Here is a 13602-nt window from a genome sequence, read left to right as displayed (position 1 = left end):
GGATGAAATGACTGTCGTTTGAGTTAGTTTAAGAGAGTTTTAATGAGCGTTGCTCCCACCGGTATTAGAGCGCCAGAAGCTAAAAAGTTAGCCTGAATAACCTACGCACCCATCATACAAAGCGTTCCAGTTAGTGTTCCAGCCTATGGATCCCCAGTTCCGGTTTAACTTATTGAAATCACATATTCCTGTTTTGTAAAAAGGAACTGGGGTTGGACCTATTTGCGGCGAACCTTGGTTGTAACTGCACGATAAACTTTATCAAGGTCGTCATCAGATAAGGCTGTTAAACTATCGACTTGGAAATTCTTCCATAAGTACTTCTGTCGCCAGTCCTCAAGTTCCCCGTTGGTTTTTAATTTTATGTAAGCGTAACGATTCTTACGCCACGTATTGTTATCAGAAATTGACGCCATTGGCTGGGAATTGAGCCGACCAATCCATTGACGAAGAAATTTTTCAGCCTTCTCATATAACTCCAGTGGAATGAGTCTATATCGAGTCACTCCGCAATGCCTATTCAGTTTGCCCCAAACGCTCTGTCTTGAAGCGGGCTTCTTCCTTACCCTGCCTTCCAAGTTAACTACGTTTTCCACAAGCTCTGTCAACTTGGCTGCCTGAGCTTCCGTTATATGCTCTATGCCGGGCTTAACCTCAGCTTTAGTGTTAACCACGTGCTTCTGGTTGTTATAGAAATTGACGGTAGCTCCAGTCTGGGCGACATGAACAACATTGGCAGTTCCTTCAGGAGACACTGTGATTATCGGAGTCTGTATATTGAGTGCTTTGTCTTGAAGCTTTTGTGGTATTTCAGCTCTATTTGGTGATTCAACTCCAGTTAGAACATATTGGACATCAAGCCCAAGCATGGCTGCTTTCGCCAGAAATTCACCCCCGATACCCCGCTGCCCTGTCTCATAAAGTCGCAATCCCTCCCTAGTCATATCTAATTGATTTGCAAAAGTTACTTGTGAGTAACCCAAACGGGTGCGCTCCTCGATAAGCCGCCCTGCCATTTCAACTCGCAGTATTTCCATAGCAACACCTGTTGACAGCCAACATATGTTGGCATACCTTGTTCATTATCATTAATCAAACCGGATACGAGTATATACAAAATGAATAAAAGTATCGCCCCAGGCGCTCTCTTGCTTAACAGAGTTAGGGCTGGATTCATATCACATGGCTCAACTCTTCATCGGTGGTGTATTAACAACAATGTTTTGTATCCAAATGCCCGCCAAGCGCTAATGGGTGTATGGAATGGCCCCAAAGGAGCTCAGCTACGCGAGCTGATTGCCAAAGAATCCGGTGTTATTTGTGATGAGGAATAACTATGAGCTGGTTCACATCATCTGAATTATTGGGAATTCAGGGACTTCCGGCTACAGATAGAGGGATCAGGAAGCTCGCTAAAACTAAACAATGGCTATATAGAAAGCGAGAGGGGTCACGAGCTTTTGAATACCACATCGATTGTCTGCCAGATGTGGCACGCGATGCAGTCCAGACTCGCATGGCTCGTCAGTTGCTGGCTCAGTCTGCAGGGGCTGATTTAACTGCGGTACGTAGCAATTTTGTCAAGGCTGATGCGGGGTCGCAGAAATCAAAAGAGTTGATCGGGCTTTATCGCAACTGCCCTGCGCTGATGGATAACAGGCTGCGTGAGCTGACTGATGACCAGAAAAAAATTGCTGATGCGCGCATGATGCTGGTGCGTGAGGTGCTTCGCCTTATGCAGGAGCCGGTAAATGGTGGTCTCAGTATGAATCGCAAGCAGGCCGTGACACACGTCGCGCTGGAGTCCAGAGCCGGAACGTTGCCGCAGCAAGTCCAGAAAGCAGCAGATGTCGCAAACGCCCGTAAAGGGTCTACGCGCACGGGTGTGGGCGTCAGTAGCCTGCAGCGCTGGTTTTCAGATTACGATCTGGCTAAAACGCCGGGTGAGAAGCTGGCCATACTGGCACCCGGCCAGGTCAGACCTAAGAAGGTTGAGCAGTATCCATGGATGGGCCGCTTTCTGCAGTACTGGCGCAATCCCAATCAGCCCAGCGTGACAATGGCGTATGAAGCCTTTGCTGAGGACTGGCGTGATGAGTATGCGGGTAATGAGCTGATGCTGGCCCAGCTGCCATTAATTGATACGGTACGCTATGCGCTGAACAAAATCCCCAAGGCGGAGCGCATGCGGGGTCGTGTGGCAGGTTCAGCCTGGCAGTCGCTGATGCCGTTCGTGCGTCGTGACTGGTCAGTGATACCGGTTAACGGGGTCTGGATCGGCGATGGTCACGGCATGAAGTTAGAGGTGCTGCATCCTGATACGGGCAAGCCGTTCAGACCTGAAATCACACTGATTATTGATGGCCGTTCACGCGTAGTCATGGGCTGGAGTCTGGCAATGTCTGAAAGTCAGATTGCGGTTGGCGACGCGATACGCCACGCCATCTCTAATACTGACGCCGGTTGATGCAAAAGTAGTCTGATTTAAACCGCAATTAATCATCATTTAAATATGGCGTGAACCGTCAGGGGACTGCTCACGCCAAAATTCGCTAAGAGGTTATTAATGAATATGGCAGTTCTTTTATTTGTAATTGGTTACCTGGCGGTGGGGTTGCTCACGCTTGCGGTGGCGGCACGCTATATCTTCGATGGGAGCGGCTTTCCCGACCCCTTGTTTATAACTGTGTTCTGGCCTGTCGCTTGGGTTGGTGCCCTTCTTTGTGGTGCTTGTGTGATTCTGGATGAATTTTGCGAATTTTGCCGCAAGGGCAAATGAGAGGTCAGATATGAGAGTTAATCCTGAAAATGTAATGGAAAGTGAATTGAGTAACCGATTAAGCCCTGGGCCTAAAATCCAGGATCCAGACCTGAAAGCCTTGCTGAGATTTAATGAGACCTGCGATGACGGCGAAGGATATGACATTGGCAAGGATGCAATGAGCCGTCTTGTTGAGCTGGGTTTAGCGTCTAAAGGGCCGCATTCAATACGGCACATAACAGCATTTGGTCGGTGGGTAATTGAGCGTGAGGAAGGCGACATTACGGAGCCAACACTAAAAACAGAAGATGACCTCGCAAATGAGTCAGCGGTCAAACTTTGTCAACTCCGCACCGGCGCTGGTAAAGGGGCATAAGGTGATGATTAATCCTGAAAATGTTCTTCTCGATTCTGCCTGCCCCTGTTGTGAGCGTACGGCAGTGCTTGAACTGAAAGTTATGCCTGAAATGTATGACCCGCAGCAATTGATGGTCGTTGTGAAATGCCACTTTTGCGAAACCACGTTTAATGACTTTGTGCGCATTAATGAAATGGAGGCGTGTGATGGCCTGTAATTGTTTCGATAAGGTCGCTGAGGCCTGCGATAAACAGATTCGCGACGTAATCGGTTCTGACTTGGCTGAAATGGGTGAGTCGGGTTTTGAAAATGCCGTATGGGTGATGAGTGCGGGCGATCATGCGCCGGTTTCCCTGAAATACCGCTTTCGCTACTACCGCAGGCGCAAGAATGGAGAGCCTGAAACCCGTCAGACTAAAAGCGATACGGCGATAATGATGCGATTCTGTCCGTTCTGTGGCACGGCTTTCAGTGGTTCGGAGGTGCGCGATGTACCTGTGCGTGACGGGCTGTGAGCACTATGACGGCGGTGATCGTCGTGTGTACCACCTGAATGATGGCGGCACGGTAGAAGAACGCCGCAGCCTGCCGGAAGTGTCCCGCTGGCTGTGCTGGGATAATCGCGGTCACCGTATTTATAAAAGGTCTGCACAATCAGAAATGAGGCGGGCTGCTGAGCGGTTTAAAAAGAGGTTTAAATTTGTATGAATTCTGCAAATGACCACAAATCAATGATTTGGTCGCCTGAAGATGCCCTGCGTGACTATGTGTTGGACGCTGTTGCGGCCTTGCTGGGGATAGATTTGGAGCGTGTCAGTGATACCGAAATGCAGCGCATGATTGATGCGCTCCGGTTAATGACACTTTCAGTAAGCATCATTGGTATAGCGAAAATTACTTATTCATTGGGGGGTGGAAAGTGAAAAGTTATAAATGGGTTGAGGGGAATGGTGATATCCCCACTGACGTGCTGAGTGCGGCCTATGAAACCGGCGCAGGTAAGGCAATCTGCGCGGTGTGCGAGGTAAGCGAAGAATTGCAGAAACAGGGTTATCCAAAGCTCGTCTGGGCTTATCTGGATGTTGATTACGCTGGCATGATTTGTCGCAATACCGGGCGGGATATTTCGCAGTACGTTGTGCGGTGGTTGCCAGTAGATGGCAGATTATTAAAACATGATGACAGCCTAGAGATACCTGTATGAGGTATTAAAAGTGAATTTTCGAGATGAAGCTTATGAGAAAAACAGTTTTTAGAAGTGTCTTTATTAGTTTGGCTTTAATGAGTCTAAGTCTCCATGCGGTCTCTGCAATGACATTGGAAAAATATGTAGATATAAGGAGCAAGGCCTATGATATTAATAATAAAGATAATCAGTCAGCTAAAGTGGCTTTAGTTTTCTATTTGGAGGGTGTTGCAGAAGGTGAAGGCTATTCGAGGATGAGTGATGTAGTAATCCACAGGGAGGATAAGAGCTTTAAACCCTACGCTTGTGTACCCGACACATTATTAATGAACGATAAATTGGTTAACCAATTTATTGAGCTGTATCTTGCTGGCGAAAACCCAGACATGAAACTGGATGTGGCTGCAGTTTACTCAAATACTCTAAGGAGAATGTATCCTTGTAAGTAGGGTTGTACACCAAATATTTCAGGTGTTACGTAATATTGTTGACAATCAATTTCGACCGTGATCCAATGTCACCCACTGCAGTACTGGTGTGACAATTTGAATCAGCCCTTAAAAGCCCCTCATTGAGGGGCTTTTTTCGTTTACGGGCTTCCTGTTTTTCTCCTTCGTTTGAGGTGCTCCCTATGAAGCGTAACCTTATTCGCATCGTCCATACCGGCAAGTCGCGGCTCGGCTGGGACGATGAAACCTATCGCGACGTGCTGGCGCGACTGACCGGGCACCGTTCGGCCAGTGCGTGCTCAGAGGCTGAACTTGAAAAGGTCGTCGCCTGGATGCGCAGCGCGGGCTTTACGCCGTCTGCGTCACATGGCCGCCGTCCGCGTGTGGCGTCAGGGCGTAAAGGTATGCTGTCAAAGATTGAGGCGCTGCTGGCCGAGGCCGGTCGCCCGTGGAGCTATCTGGATGGCGTGGTTGAGCGCATGCTGGGTGAGAAAAAGCCGGTTGAGTGGCTGAACGACGATCAGGTTCGCCAGGTGATGCAGATGCTGATTGTTGACGCGAAACGTCACGGGAGGCTGTAATGAGCGGGTTTGATCTGGAGTCGATGGCATCCCTGCTGCCGGATACCGCGCGCGAGCTGGCCAGCGTGATCGGATTTGAGGCGACGCAAAAGCTGGTCGAGCGGTTCGGCGGTGCCCGTTTCCCGGTCGGGCGCGGCATCATGAGCCACGGCGAGCCGCGTCTGGCGCTGCTGCGTGAAACGATTGGGGAGGAAAATACCCAGAAAATGATGCAGCACTTCGGGGGCGACAGTACGCTGGTCATTCCCCGCTGTGCCACGGCGCTGCGTGAGTACCGCAACCGCTGCTTTTACAGCGACGTCGATGCGCTGGTGAATGAGGGTAAGTCGCTGAGTATTGCCCTGATGCTGACCGCGCCGCGCTACGGGTTCGGCGACAGCTGGGCGTGGCACCTGCTGGCAGAGCGCAACAGGCCCGACGAGCCGCAGGTTCAGCAGCGCCTGTTCTGATGTGCTGCCACTCCACCCCTGTAAGTACGGCCTCCTTTATCATCCCCGCACAATGACCCTCACAGCAACGTGAGGGTTTTTTATGTCTTCTTTCAAATTCAGTCAGCGCAGCGAAAACAATATGCAGGGTGTGCATCCTGACCTGGTGAAGCTGGTTCGCCATGCGCTTGAGGTTTCATCTGTTGATTTCGGCATCACCGAAGGCTTACGCACCGCCGAACGCCAGAAAGAGATGGTCGCCGGTGGCCATAGTCAGACGCTGAACAGCCGTCATCTTACCGGCCATGCAGTAGACGTCGTGGCGTATGTGGGCGGTCAGGTGTCATGGGAATGGTCCCTCTATGAACAGATTAATATCGCCTTTAAACAGGCGTCTGCCGATCTCTCTATCCCTGTTGAATGGGGCGGCAGCTGGACCACGCTCAAAGATGGTGCGCATTTCCAGCTTCCTTTTGCAGCGTATCCGGCATGAAAGACTACCTGAAAGCCTGCTGGCAACTCTGGCTTGATATGTGGTTTCTGAATGTGGGTTATTCGGCCTTTACCTTGCTTATGTGGCATTTTGCTGCCGGTTTTAGCTGGTCAGTTTCATTAGTGGTATTGGCGACCCTGCTTGTGTACGTGACATTTATTCCAGAGGCGCTTTGCCGCCTGGAACGCAGGCTGAGGCGCTGATGTGGCGCGGGGTCATTGCAATGGGCTTTCTTAAACGCCTGCCGGAGTTGGTCTCCAACCGTCAGGGGCAGCTTTCAACAACGGACGCCACCACGCTGACGGCCCTGCTGGTCAGTTCGGCGGTGGTCCTGATGTGTGCGTACTGGAATCATGCGCCGGTGGACGCACTGGCGGTCTACGTCGGTGCATGGGTTGCGCATGCCGGGGTCCAGAAATATCACGACAGCAAGGCGGACGATGATCCACCTGAAGCTGGTAAGCCAAGAGGTAAGCCGGATGAGCGCGGCGCTGATTAAGTGGTGTTTAACGCGGATTTTACCGGGTGTACTGCTGTGCGCGGTACTTGCGGGTAGTGTGTGGTGGCTGCGTCACAGCGGTTATCAGTCGGGTTTCGCAGCGGCGAAAAGCGCCGGTGACGTGGCGCTGGCCAGCGAGAAAAAAGCCCGTTCTGACGAGCGCCAGCGTATCAGTGAAGCGACAACCGCCGCGCTGCTTAAGGCGCGCCAGAGTGAACAGGCACAGCAGTCTCGGGCGGATGCGCTCGCGGCCACGCTGGCGGATAAAACGGCTGAGCTGGCGCAGGCCAGGCTGCTGCTCGGCACGCAGATAGATAAGGCGATCAGTGATGACAATGCGACAGCGGGTAAGGCTGGCGGCTGTGGTTTTAACGGGCTTGGTCCTCACGGGGTGCAGCTCTACGAAAACGCCCTTGGATACGGTAACGGTGACGCCCGCGCCGGTCATTGAGCAGGCGATGAAGCCGCCGCGCGCGATGGTCTCGGTCGGCACGATGCCGCCCGCCCCGTCCGCGTATGCGGGCAAGGCGTCTGGCCTGCCTCCGGCAGCGCTGTTACGTCACGCAGCAGACTATGGTGCCTGGTGTCAGGCGAATGCGGCGAAGCTGAAAGCGCTGGAAGCGTTTTTCTGGCCGGAGGGCAAATAACATGGAGTTAATTTCATTGGACACGCTACAGACGCTTTTTTTCGGCCTGGTTGCCAGCGGCCTGACCTACTGGGTTAAAAGTCTGCACGGCGCTATTGATGAGCTTCGTAAAGAGAATATCCGCATGCGCGAGCTGTATCAGCTCAAGTCCGACGCCGTTCGCGATCAGGAGCAGATTATGTCGATGCTGGCGGAGATCAAGTCGTCAATGGAGCGCACGACTGAGCGGATTGACAGGCTGATCAGCGGGTCGGGTAGTCACTGATGGCGCATGGCAAAGAAGTGCGTGATGCGGTCCGCCGTGACTACATCACACAGGGCATGGCCCCGGAGGTGCTGGGGCCGATGCACGGTGTAGGCGTGGCCACCGTGATCCGCTGGCGCAGAGAGGCACGGGATACCGGCGACGACTGGGACAGGTTGCGTGCTGCGCGTCGCCTCGGTTCCGGTGCGCCGGAGGAAATCGCCACGGCGCTGATGCTGGAATACCTGGAGCACAACCAGTTCGCCATCGCTGAGCTGCGCAAAATGCGCGGAAGCCCGGACGGTACAGCGCTTCCTATTGATGAATATACAAAGCGCCTGGTCGGGCTTCAGGACGGCTTTAACAAGATGATGGCCGCAAGCCGTCGCATTCTGCCCCAGACCGACCGCCTGATGGTGGCCGCTGGCGTGGTTGAGGATTTCGCGGCCTTTCTCAGTGACAGACATCCGGCGCTGATGGTGCGCTTTCTTGATGTCCTGCCGGAGTTTCAGCAAATCGTGGAGAAAAAATATGGCTGACGTTGTTAAGCCGGTTAACCAGTTCATCTTACTTACCGACCGCAATGCGGTACGAGCCGATACCATCGTTCGTGTGTATGTTCAGAGCGATTATCTGATGGTGCAGACTGAAGATGGCGAGATTCATCAGGCTGATGGCCTCTATGCACGGTCAGTGTGGTATGCAAAATCTGCGCTGTTAGAGCAGATTGAAGCTGCGCTGGCGGTCAGAAAGCAGGATTAGGCGGCGTGTCTAAATCTTCTCTTAAATCTTTCCGTGAGCGTATTGAGCAGATTCAGAGTGAGCTGCGCACCCGCATTGAAAACGAAAGTGTCGGGCTGGACTCCAGCCCGGAGGCCATCAAAGAGCGTCGCGCACGCGTCAGCGATCCGGTGAACGGGTTTCGCTACTTTGTGAATACCTATTTCCCTCATCACGTCCGTCACCCCGAAACCAGCCTGCTGCACGAGTATCTGTTTGAACGTCTGCCGCAGGTGGTCGCCAGTGATGAGGGTGAGAACGAGGTGATAGCCGCCCCGCGCGGTGAGGCAAAAACCACGCTGAGCCAGCAGCTGTTTGACCTGTGGTGCGTGGTACGGGAGCTGAAGAAATTCATCATTATCGCCTTTGATACCGCCACGCAGGCGGCGGAGTCGCTGGAGGTGATTAAGGCGGAGCTGCTTTACAACCGCGCCCTGTGGATGGATTACCCGGAAGCGTGCGGTCAGGGCCGCGTGTGGCGCATTGGCTGCATCCTGACGGCAAGCGGTATCAAAATTGAGGCGGCGGGTCAGGGTCAGAGTCTGCGCGGTCGCAAGCATGGTGCTTATCGTCCCGATCTCGTGCATCTGGATGACCTCGAAAACGACGAAAACGTGGTGACGCCTAAGCAGCGCGACAAGCTGGAGAAGTGGCTGAACAGCACCGTTCTGCCGCTCGGCGGTCCCGGCGTCAAGCTGGATGTGATCTACGTTGGTTCGATCCTGCATTACGACTCCGTGCTGGCGCGGACCATGAAAAATCCCTCCTGGAACGCGAAACGCTTTCAGGCGATCCTCGCCTGGCCTGCCAATCTCAAGCTGTGGGACGACTGGGAGGCGGTGCTGCGGGAGAAAGGCAAAGCGGTGGCAAATGCGTTTTATAAGCGCAACCAGAAAGCCATGCTGAAGGGGTCGCGCGTCTCGTGGTCAGCGCGTCCACTGCTGACCCTGATGCTCATCCGCGTGCGCGTCGGCACCCGCGCCTTTGATGCGGAGTATCAGAACGATCCGGTCAGCGGTGAAAACGCGATATTTCATGGCTGTATCCATGAGTGGCGTGAGCTGGAGCCTGACCTGATTTATTTCGGTGCCTGCGACCCGTCGCTGGGCAAACACAACAGCCGGGGCAATGACCCCAGCGCACTGCTGGTTGGCGGCTGGCACCGCATCAAAAAGGTGCTGAAGGTTGTCCGGGCTGACATTCGCGTGCGCCGCCCAAAAAAGATTATTACCGACGTTATTGCCCTACAGCGTGAATTTGGCTGCGTGGTCTGGGCGTTTGAGTCGGTACAGTTTCAGGACTTTCTGCGCGAAACGCTTATTGAAGAATCCCTGAAGGCTGGCGTGCCCGTCCCGGCGCGGTCGGTTATTCCGACCACAGATAAGGCCGGGCGTATTGAGTCGCTGCAGCCGTTCATGGAGAGCGAGCGCATTCTGATCGCCCGCATGCTGGCCACGCTGCGTGAGCAGCTGATGCATTTTCCGATGGCCGATCATGATGACGGGCCGGACGCTCTGCACATGTTGTGGGCGATAGCCTCAACCAGCGTGGGGAACTTTGAATTTATTCCCATCAGTGCCGTGCTGGCACAGCTGGATGATGACGATGATGAGCCAGCGTATGGCGACGGTTTCGGTGAGGGGGCCTGGTAAATGGATCTTAAAACCACGTTTAAACGCTTTTTTGGTCATGACAAAAGACCGCCCATCCAGAGCGATGAGGATGCTTACCTTTATCAGGATCAGTCAGAGCATCCATCTGAGGGTCTGAATATCAGGCGGGTCTACGCCCTGCTCAGGGCCGCCGAACAGGGCGATATACAGGCTCAGAGCGATCTGTTTACCGACATCGAGGAGCGGGACGGCCATATCTTTGCCGAGTTGTCCAAACGCAAGCGCGCGCTGCTCACGCTGCCGTGGAGCCTTCAGACGCCGCCTGATGCAACGGAGGCCGAGCAGAAACTGGCACGCGAGATGGAGTGGCGTCTGAGCAAGCTGCCTGGCTGGCGCGGCATGCTGATGGACATGCTCGACGCGCTGGGGCACGGCTTTTCCTGTATTGAGCTGCCGTGGGCGAGAAAAGGCGATCTCTGGCTGCCTTCCGAGTTTCTAAAGCGTCCTGCGCGAGCCTTCACCATGCCCCAGGCAGATCTGGATGATATACGTCTCAACAGGGGCGGCGCTGACGGTGAGCCGCTGCAGGAGCTGGGCTGGCTGGTGCATCGCCACAAATCTAAGTCTGGTCCCGTAGCGCAGAGCGGCCTGTTTCGCGTGCTTGTCTGGACCTACCTTTTTAAAAATCTCTCAGCACGCGACTGGGCGCAGTTCCTGAACCTCTACGGTCTTCCGTTTCGCATCGGGAAATACGATCCGTCAATGGATGCTGCCGGGCGTAACCGCCTGCTTCGCGGCGTCATGATGATGGCCCGCGAAGGTGGCGGCATTATCCCCAGCAACGCCGAGATTCAGCTGGTCTCGCCTGCTGCAGGCCAGAGCGCGCCGTTCTTCGATATGGTGAGCTGGTGCGAAAAGGTGCAGTCAAAGGTCATTCTGGGCGGAACGCTGACAAGCCAGGCGGACGGGAAAACGTCAACTAACGCGCTGGGCAACGTACACAACGAGGTGCGCCACGACCTGCTTGTCGGTGATGCGGAGATGGTAGCTGAGACCCTGACCCAGCAGCTGCTGTGGCCCATCCTGGCTCTTAGTGGTAAGTACGATCCTGACCGAGCACCACATCTGGTGTTTGATACCCGTGAGCGGGTTGACCTGGAGCGGCTGATGAATGTCGCTATTCGTGCGCAGGCCACCGGCTTTGAGATCACCCGCGAGTGGTTATCAGAGGAAAGTGGTATTCCGCTGCCGCAGGCGGGCCAGACGGTCCTGAAGCCACTGACGCGACAAATCCCCGCCGATGCGGCCCTGTCCGCCGCCGTGCAGCATCAGATGGCGGCGCTGTCCGTGCCGCAGACCACAACCGACGGGGTGCAGCAGCAGCTTGACGCTGCGCCGCAGCTGCTGGCCGCGCAGGTCGCCGCCGCCAGTGAGGCGATGCTGCAGCCCCTGATTGACCGGATAAAGGCGGCCTCCACGCCCGATGAGGTCTATGCGCTGCTGGCGGCCAGCTATCCCTCCCTGAATGATTCGGCGCTGCGCGATCTGGTCGGTCAGGCGGTCTTTGTGGCTGACGTGCTGGGGCAGCAGCATGGGTGACGTCAGCGCAGGCTTCGCCATGACCCTGCCGCCTGAAAAGGCCATCGGTTATTTTAAATCGAAGGGGCTGCAGCCGACGCTGGCCTGGTCGGACATGAAGGATGAGGCGCATGCGGTGAAGTTCACCGTGGCGGGCATCACGAAGCTCGACGTGCTGAGTGATATTCAGCAGAGCCTGACCGGTGTGCTGCAGAACGGCGGCACGCTGAGCCAGTTTCAGGATGATTTAATCCCCACCCTGCGCCGTAAGGGCTGGCTCGGCAGCGGACTGGTTGCCGATGAGCACGGCGAGCTGCAGGGTAAAAAGCTGATGCCGTACCGGCTCGACACCATTTTCCGCACCAACATTCAATCCGCCTATGCTGCCGGGCGCTATCAGCAGCAGATGCGCACCGTCGCGCAGCGTCCGTACTGGGAGTATGACGCGGTCATGGACAGCCGCACGCGTCCTGTGCATGCGATGCTCAATGGTCGCGTCTTTGCCGCAGACGATCCCATCTGGGCAACCATCTACCCGCCGAACGGCTACCGGTGCCGCTGCTGGGTGCGCGCTCTGACGCAGGCGCAGCTTGACCGCCACCCGGTCGGGCTGGAAAGCAGTGCCGGGCGCATGGTGACAATTCAGCAGCCTTACGGCACGCAGGGGGAGACCCGCCCGGTCCGGGCGTACCGCGATCCGGTTACGGGGCACATACTGACCCCTGACGCCGGTTTTCATCTGAATCCGGGGCGCGGCTATCTGGCCGGTCTCGGTCAGACGCTGCTGGAGAAAGGCGCGCAGGCTGAGCCGGGTCTGGCCGCCGTGGCCGTGCGTGAGACGCTTACCGGCAATAACCGGCTGGTGTCGGCCATGAACCGCGACACGGAGGCCTGGATAAACGGCCTTACCCCGCAGTCCTCCGGGGATTTTCGCCGAGTGGGTGCGCTGTCCCCCGCAGTGGTCTCCCGCCTGGGTAAAGGTGCGCTGTCGTCTTCCGTTATCACGCTCGATGCCGACCGGACGCTGGCGCTGCGTGAGGCGGGCGGCGGGCTGTGGGCGCGTCTGGTCTCCGCGCTGCTGCGCCCGCTGGCCGTACTGCGTCACGGGGAGGTGCTGAGCGTGGTGACCGCTGCGGGTGACGGCCGCGCCTTGATCGGCTTAAGCGCCGAGGCGGACGGGCTTTATGTGGACAGCGTCCGACCCTGGACGGCGGCGGATGCCGGTGATGATGTGTTAGAGGGTGACCTGAGCGGAGGTGACGATGCAGCCTGAGATTGACATAACGCTACCCGATGACCTGCAGGCGTGGCTGGACCGGCTGGCGGCGCGCGTGGCGCAGCGTGCGCCGCTGATGGAGCAGATCGCGGACATCATGCTGAACGCGGTCGACGAGAACTTTATTGCCGGTGGCCGTCCGGCATGGGAGGGGCTTAAGTACCGCGACGGTAAGCCGCTGCTGCTCTCCGGGCGGCTGCACAACAGCATTACGCCGTGGCACGATAACGACATGGCGGTGGTCGGCACCAACGTGGTGTATGCTGCCATCCAGAACTATGGTGGGCAGACCCGCCCGCATGAGATCCGTCCACGCCATAAAAAGGCGCTGCGTTTTAACGGGCGATTTGCTAAAAAGGTGAACCACCCCGGATCGAAAATTCCGGCGCGTCCGTTTCTGACGCTCACGGATGAGGATTATGAGGAGGTCAGCCAGGCTATCGCTGACCATATCCTGAATAATTCTGATGACGGCCTGTAACGGCCTGTGCTGCATTTTACCGTTAAAGCGCAACGCTTGCCCGGCTGAAAAAGTTTAAACGCATCTGACGCGATTTAAACGGGTTTTAAATCGGGTTGCGGTGCGTCTCTGCACCGTAACCTTACGCTAATCCGACCGCTTACTCCGAAACTCCCACTCCACCCCTGTCACTGCTTCCCGGTTCTGATGCCCGTTATTCTGCGCTGAGCGTAACGAATAAAGGGACTG

23 protein-coding genes are annotated in these 13602 nt (G+C 55.5%); 22 read left to right on the top strand and 1 reads right to left on the bottom strand.

The window, feature by feature from the left end; translation table 11 throughout:
• Positions 1-218 precede the first annotated feature (218 nt).
• Positions 219-1037 (bottom strand): transcriptional regulator, encoded by an 819-nt coding sequence (locus F3I20_RS07245; RefSeq protein WP_150037352.1) that lies wholly within the window; start codon positions 1035-1037, stop codon positions 219-221.
• 299 nt (positions 1038-1336) lie between these two features.
• Here F3I20_RS07245 and F3I20_RS07240 point away from each other — a divergent pair, with 299 nt between their 5' ends.
• From F3I20_RS07240 to F3I20_RS07130, 22 genes are all read left to right on the top strand, one after another.
• Positions 1337-2467 carry a DNA-binding protein gene (locus F3I20_RS07240; protein WP_150037353.1) on the top strand — a complete coding sequence of 377 codons (1131 nt, stop codon included), beginning with the start codon at positions 1337-1339 and terminating at the stop codon, positions 2465-2467.
• 99 nt (positions 2468-2566) lie between these two features.
• The gene (locus F3I20_RS07235; RefSeq protein WP_150037354.1) at positions 2567-2779 is read left to right on the top strand and encodes a hypothetical protein; all 213 of its coding nucleotides are present in this window, start codon (positions 2567-2569) and stop codon (positions 2777-2779) included.
• Between the two features lie 10 nt (positions 2780-2789).
• Positions 2790-3137: a hypothetical protein gene (locus F3I20_RS07230; protein WP_150037355.1), complete on the top strand. Its 348-nt coding sequence runs from the start codon at positions 2790-2792 to the stop codon at positions 3135-3137.
• 1 nt (position 3138) lies between these two features.
• Positions 3139-3336, top strand: coding sequence for a hypothetical protein (locus F3I20_RS07225; protein WP_150037356.1), 198 nt, complete (start codon positions 3139-3141; stop codon positions 3334-3336).
• On the top strand, positions 3326-3634 hold the full coding sequence (locus F3I20_RS07220) for a hypothetical protein (protein WP_150037357.1): 309 nt from the start codon (positions 3326-3328) through the stop codon (positions 3632-3634). Before F3I20_RS07225 ends, F3I20_RS07220 begins: the two co-directional genes overlap by 11 nt.
• 189 nt (positions 3635-3823) lie before the next feature.
• Positions 3824-4042: a hypothetical protein gene (locus tag F3I20_RS07210; RefSeq protein ID WP_150037359.1), complete on the top strand. Its 219-nt coding sequence runs from the start codon at positions 3824-3826 to the stop codon at positions 4040-4042.
• A complete protein-coding gene (locus tag F3I20_RS07205; RefSeq protein ID WP_150037360.1) occupies positions 4039-4323 on the top strand; it encodes a hypothetical protein in 285 nt (94 codons plus the stop codon). Before F3I20_RS07210 ends, F3I20_RS07205 begins: the two co-directional genes overlap by 4 nt.
• 32 nt (positions 4324-4355) lie before the next feature.
• A complete protein-coding gene (locus tag F3I20_RS07200; protein ID WP_150037361.1) occupies positions 4356-4754 on the top strand; it encodes a hypothetical protein in 399 nt (132 codons plus the stop codon).
• Between the two features lie 182 nt (positions 4755-4936).
• The gene (locus F3I20_RS07195; protein WP_150037362.1) at positions 4937-5335 is read left to right on the top strand and encodes a gp16 family protein; all 399 of its coding nucleotides are present in this window, start codon (positions 4937-4939) and stop codon (positions 5333-5335) included.
• Positions 5335-5784, top strand: a complete 450-nt coding sequence (locus tag F3I20_RS07190) for a Mor transcription activator family protein (protein ID WP_150037363.1) — start codon at positions 5335-5337, stop codon at positions 5782-5784. The genes F3I20_RS07195 and F3I20_RS07190 overlap by 1 nt, the downstream gene beginning before the upstream one ends.
• A gap of 82 nt (positions 5785-5866) precedes the next feature.
• A complete protein-coding gene (locus F3I20_RS07185; protein ID WP_150037364.1) occupies positions 5867-6256 on the top strand; it encodes a M15 family metallopeptidase in 390 nt (129 codons plus the stop codon).
• Positions 6253-6459 carry a hypothetical protein gene (locus F3I20_RS07180; protein WP_150037365.1) on the top strand — a complete coding sequence of 69 codons (207 nt, stop codon included), beginning with the start codon at positions 6253-6255 and terminating at the stop codon, positions 6457-6459. The genes F3I20_RS07185 and F3I20_RS07180 overlap by 4 nt, the downstream gene beginning before the upstream one ends.
• Positions 6429-6755 carry a DUF2644 domain-containing protein gene (locus F3I20_RS07175; protein WP_223813089.1) on the top strand — a complete coding sequence of 109 codons (327 nt, stop codon included), beginning with the start codon at positions 6429-6431 and terminating at the stop codon, positions 6753-6755. Before F3I20_RS07180 ends, F3I20_RS07175 begins: the two co-directional genes overlap by 31 nt.
• Positions 6736-7206, top strand: coding sequence for a hypothetical protein (locus F3I20_RS07170; RefSeq protein WP_150037366.1), 471 nt, complete (start codon positions 6736-6738; stop codon positions 7204-7206). Before F3I20_RS07175 ends, F3I20_RS07170 begins: the two co-directional genes overlap by 20 nt.
• On the top strand, positions 7169-7402 hold the full coding sequence (locus tag F3I20_RS07165) for a hypothetical protein (RefSeq protein WP_150037367.1): 234 nt from the start codon (positions 7169-7171) through the stop codon (positions 7400-7402). Before F3I20_RS07170 ends, F3I20_RS07165 begins: the two co-directional genes overlap by 38 nt.
• Position 7403: 1 nt before the next feature.
• Positions 7404-7667 carry a hypothetical protein gene (locus F3I20_RS07160; RefSeq protein ID WP_150037368.1) on the top strand — a complete coding sequence of 88 codons (264 nt, stop codon included), beginning with the start codon at positions 7404-7406 and terminating at the stop codon, positions 7665-7667.
• A complete protein-coding gene (locus F3I20_RS07155) occupies positions 7667-8185 on the top strand; it encodes a DUF1804 family protein (protein ID WP_150037369.1) in 519 nt (172 codons plus the stop codon). Before F3I20_RS07160 ends, F3I20_RS07155 begins: the two co-directional genes overlap by 1 nt.
• Positions 8178-8408, top strand: a complete 231-nt coding sequence (locus F3I20_RS07150) for a hypothetical protein (RefSeq protein WP_150037370.1) — start codon at positions 8178-8180, stop codon at positions 8406-8408. The genes F3I20_RS07155 and F3I20_RS07150 overlap by 8 nt, the downstream gene beginning before the upstream one ends.
• 5 nt (positions 8409-8413) lie before the next feature.
• A complete protein-coding gene (gene terL / locus F3I20_RS07145) occupies positions 8414-10078 on the top strand; it encodes a phage terminase large subunit (RefSeq protein ID WP_150059912.1) in 1665 nt (554 codons plus the stop codon).
• Positions 10079-11638, top strand: a complete 1560-nt coding sequence (locus F3I20_RS07140) for a phage portal protein family protein (protein ID WP_150037372.1) — start codon at positions 10079-10081, stop codon at positions 11636-11638. It begins immediately after the preceding gene.
• A complete protein-coding gene (locus F3I20_RS07135) occupies positions 11631-12890 on the top strand; it encodes a phage head morphogenesis protein (RefSeq protein WP_150037373.1) in 1260 nt (419 codons plus the stop codon). The genes F3I20_RS07140 and F3I20_RS07135 overlap by 8 nt, the downstream gene beginning before the upstream one ends.
• Complete coding sequence (locus F3I20_RS07130; protein ID WP_150037374.1) at positions 12880-13374, top strand: phage virion morphogenesis protein; 495 nt, start codon at positions 12880-12882, stop codon at positions 13372-13374. Before F3I20_RS07135 ends, F3I20_RS07130 begins: the two co-directional genes overlap by 11 nt.
• Positions 13375-13602 lie beyond the last annotated feature (228 nt).

Origin of the sequence: Candidatus Pantoea gossypiicola, assembly GCF_008632075.1 — a bacterium.
GTDB classification, from domain to species: Bacteria; Pseudomonadota; Gammaproteobacteria; order Enterobacterales; family Enterobacteriaceae; genus Pantoea; species Pantoea gossypiicola.
Note: the sequence above shows the minus strand (reverse complement) of the source record. Positions and strands in the feature narration are given on the sequence as shown.

Bases quoted from the DNA above. Each gene is read 5' to 3' on its own strand.
- F3I20_RS07245 (WP_150037352.1), bottom strand. From the start codon at position 1,037: ATGGAAATACTGCGAGTTGAAATGGCAGGGCGGCTTATCGAGGAGCGC.
- F3I20_RS07240 (WP_150037353.1), top strand. From the start codon at position 1,337: ATGAGCTGGTTCACATCATCTGAATTATTGGGAATTCAGGGACTTCCG.
- F3I20_RS07235 (WP_150037354.1), top strand. From the start codon at position 2,567: ATGAATATGGCAGTTCTTTTATTTGTAATTGGTTACCTGGCGGTGGGG.
- F3I20_RS07230 (WP_150037355.1), top strand. From the start codon at position 2,790: ATGAGAGTTAATCCTGAAAATGTAATGGAAAGTGAATTGAGTAACCGA.
- F3I20_RS07220 (WP_150037357.1), top strand. From the start codon at position 3,326: ATGGCCTGTAATTGTTTCGATAAGGTCGCTGAGGCCTGCGATAAACAG.
- F3I20_RS07210 (WP_150037359.1), top strand. From the start codon at position 3,824: ATGAATTCTGCAAATGACCACAAATCAATGATTTGGTCGCCTGAAGAT.
- F3I20_RS07200 (WP_150037361.1), top strand. From the start codon at position 4,356: ATGAGAAAAACAGTTTTTAGAAGTGTCTTTATTAGTTTGGCTTTAATG.
- F3I20_RS07195 (WP_150037362.1), top strand. From the start codon at position 4,937: ATGAAGCGTAACCTTATTCGCATCGTCCATACCGGCAAGTCGCGGCTC.
- F3I20_RS07190 (WP_150037363.1), top strand. From the start codon at position 5,335: ATGAGCGGGTTTGATCTGGAGTCGATGGCATCCCTGCTGCCGGATACC.
- F3I20_RS07185 (WP_150037364.1), top strand. From the start codon at position 5,867: ATGTCTTCTTTCAAATTCAGTCAGCGCAGCGAAAACAATATGCAGGGT.
- F3I20_RS07180 (WP_150037365.1), top strand. From the start codon at position 6,253: ATGAAAGACTACCTGAAAGCCTGCTGGCAACTCTGGCTTGATATGTGG.
- F3I20_RS07170 (WP_150037366.1), top strand. From the start codon at position 6,736: ATGAGCGCGGCGCTGATTAAGTGGTGTTTAACGCGGATTTTACCGGGT.
- F3I20_RS07160 (WP_150037368.1), top strand. From the start codon at position 7,404: ATGGAGTTAATTTCATTGGACACGCTACAGACGCTTTTTTTCGGCCTG.
- F3I20_RS07155 (WP_150037369.1), top strand. From the start codon at position 7,667: ATGGCGCATGGCAAAGAAGTGCGTGATGCGGTCCGCCGTGACTACATC.
- F3I20_RS07150 (WP_150037370.1), top strand. From the start codon at position 8,178: ATGGCTGACGTTGTTAAGCCGGTTAACCAGTTCATCTTACTTACCGAC.
- F3I20_RS07140 (WP_150037372.1), top strand. From the start codon at position 10,079: ATGGATCTTAAAACCACGTTTAAACGCTTTTTTGGTCATGACAAAAGA.
- F3I20_RS07135 (WP_150037373.1), top strand. From the start codon at position 11,631: ATGGGTGACGTCAGCGCAGGCTTCGCCATGACCCTGCCGCCTGAAAAG.
- F3I20_RS07130 (WP_150037374.1), top strand. From the start codon at position 12,880: ATGCAGCCTGAGATTGACATAACGCTACCCGATGACCTGCAGGCGTGG.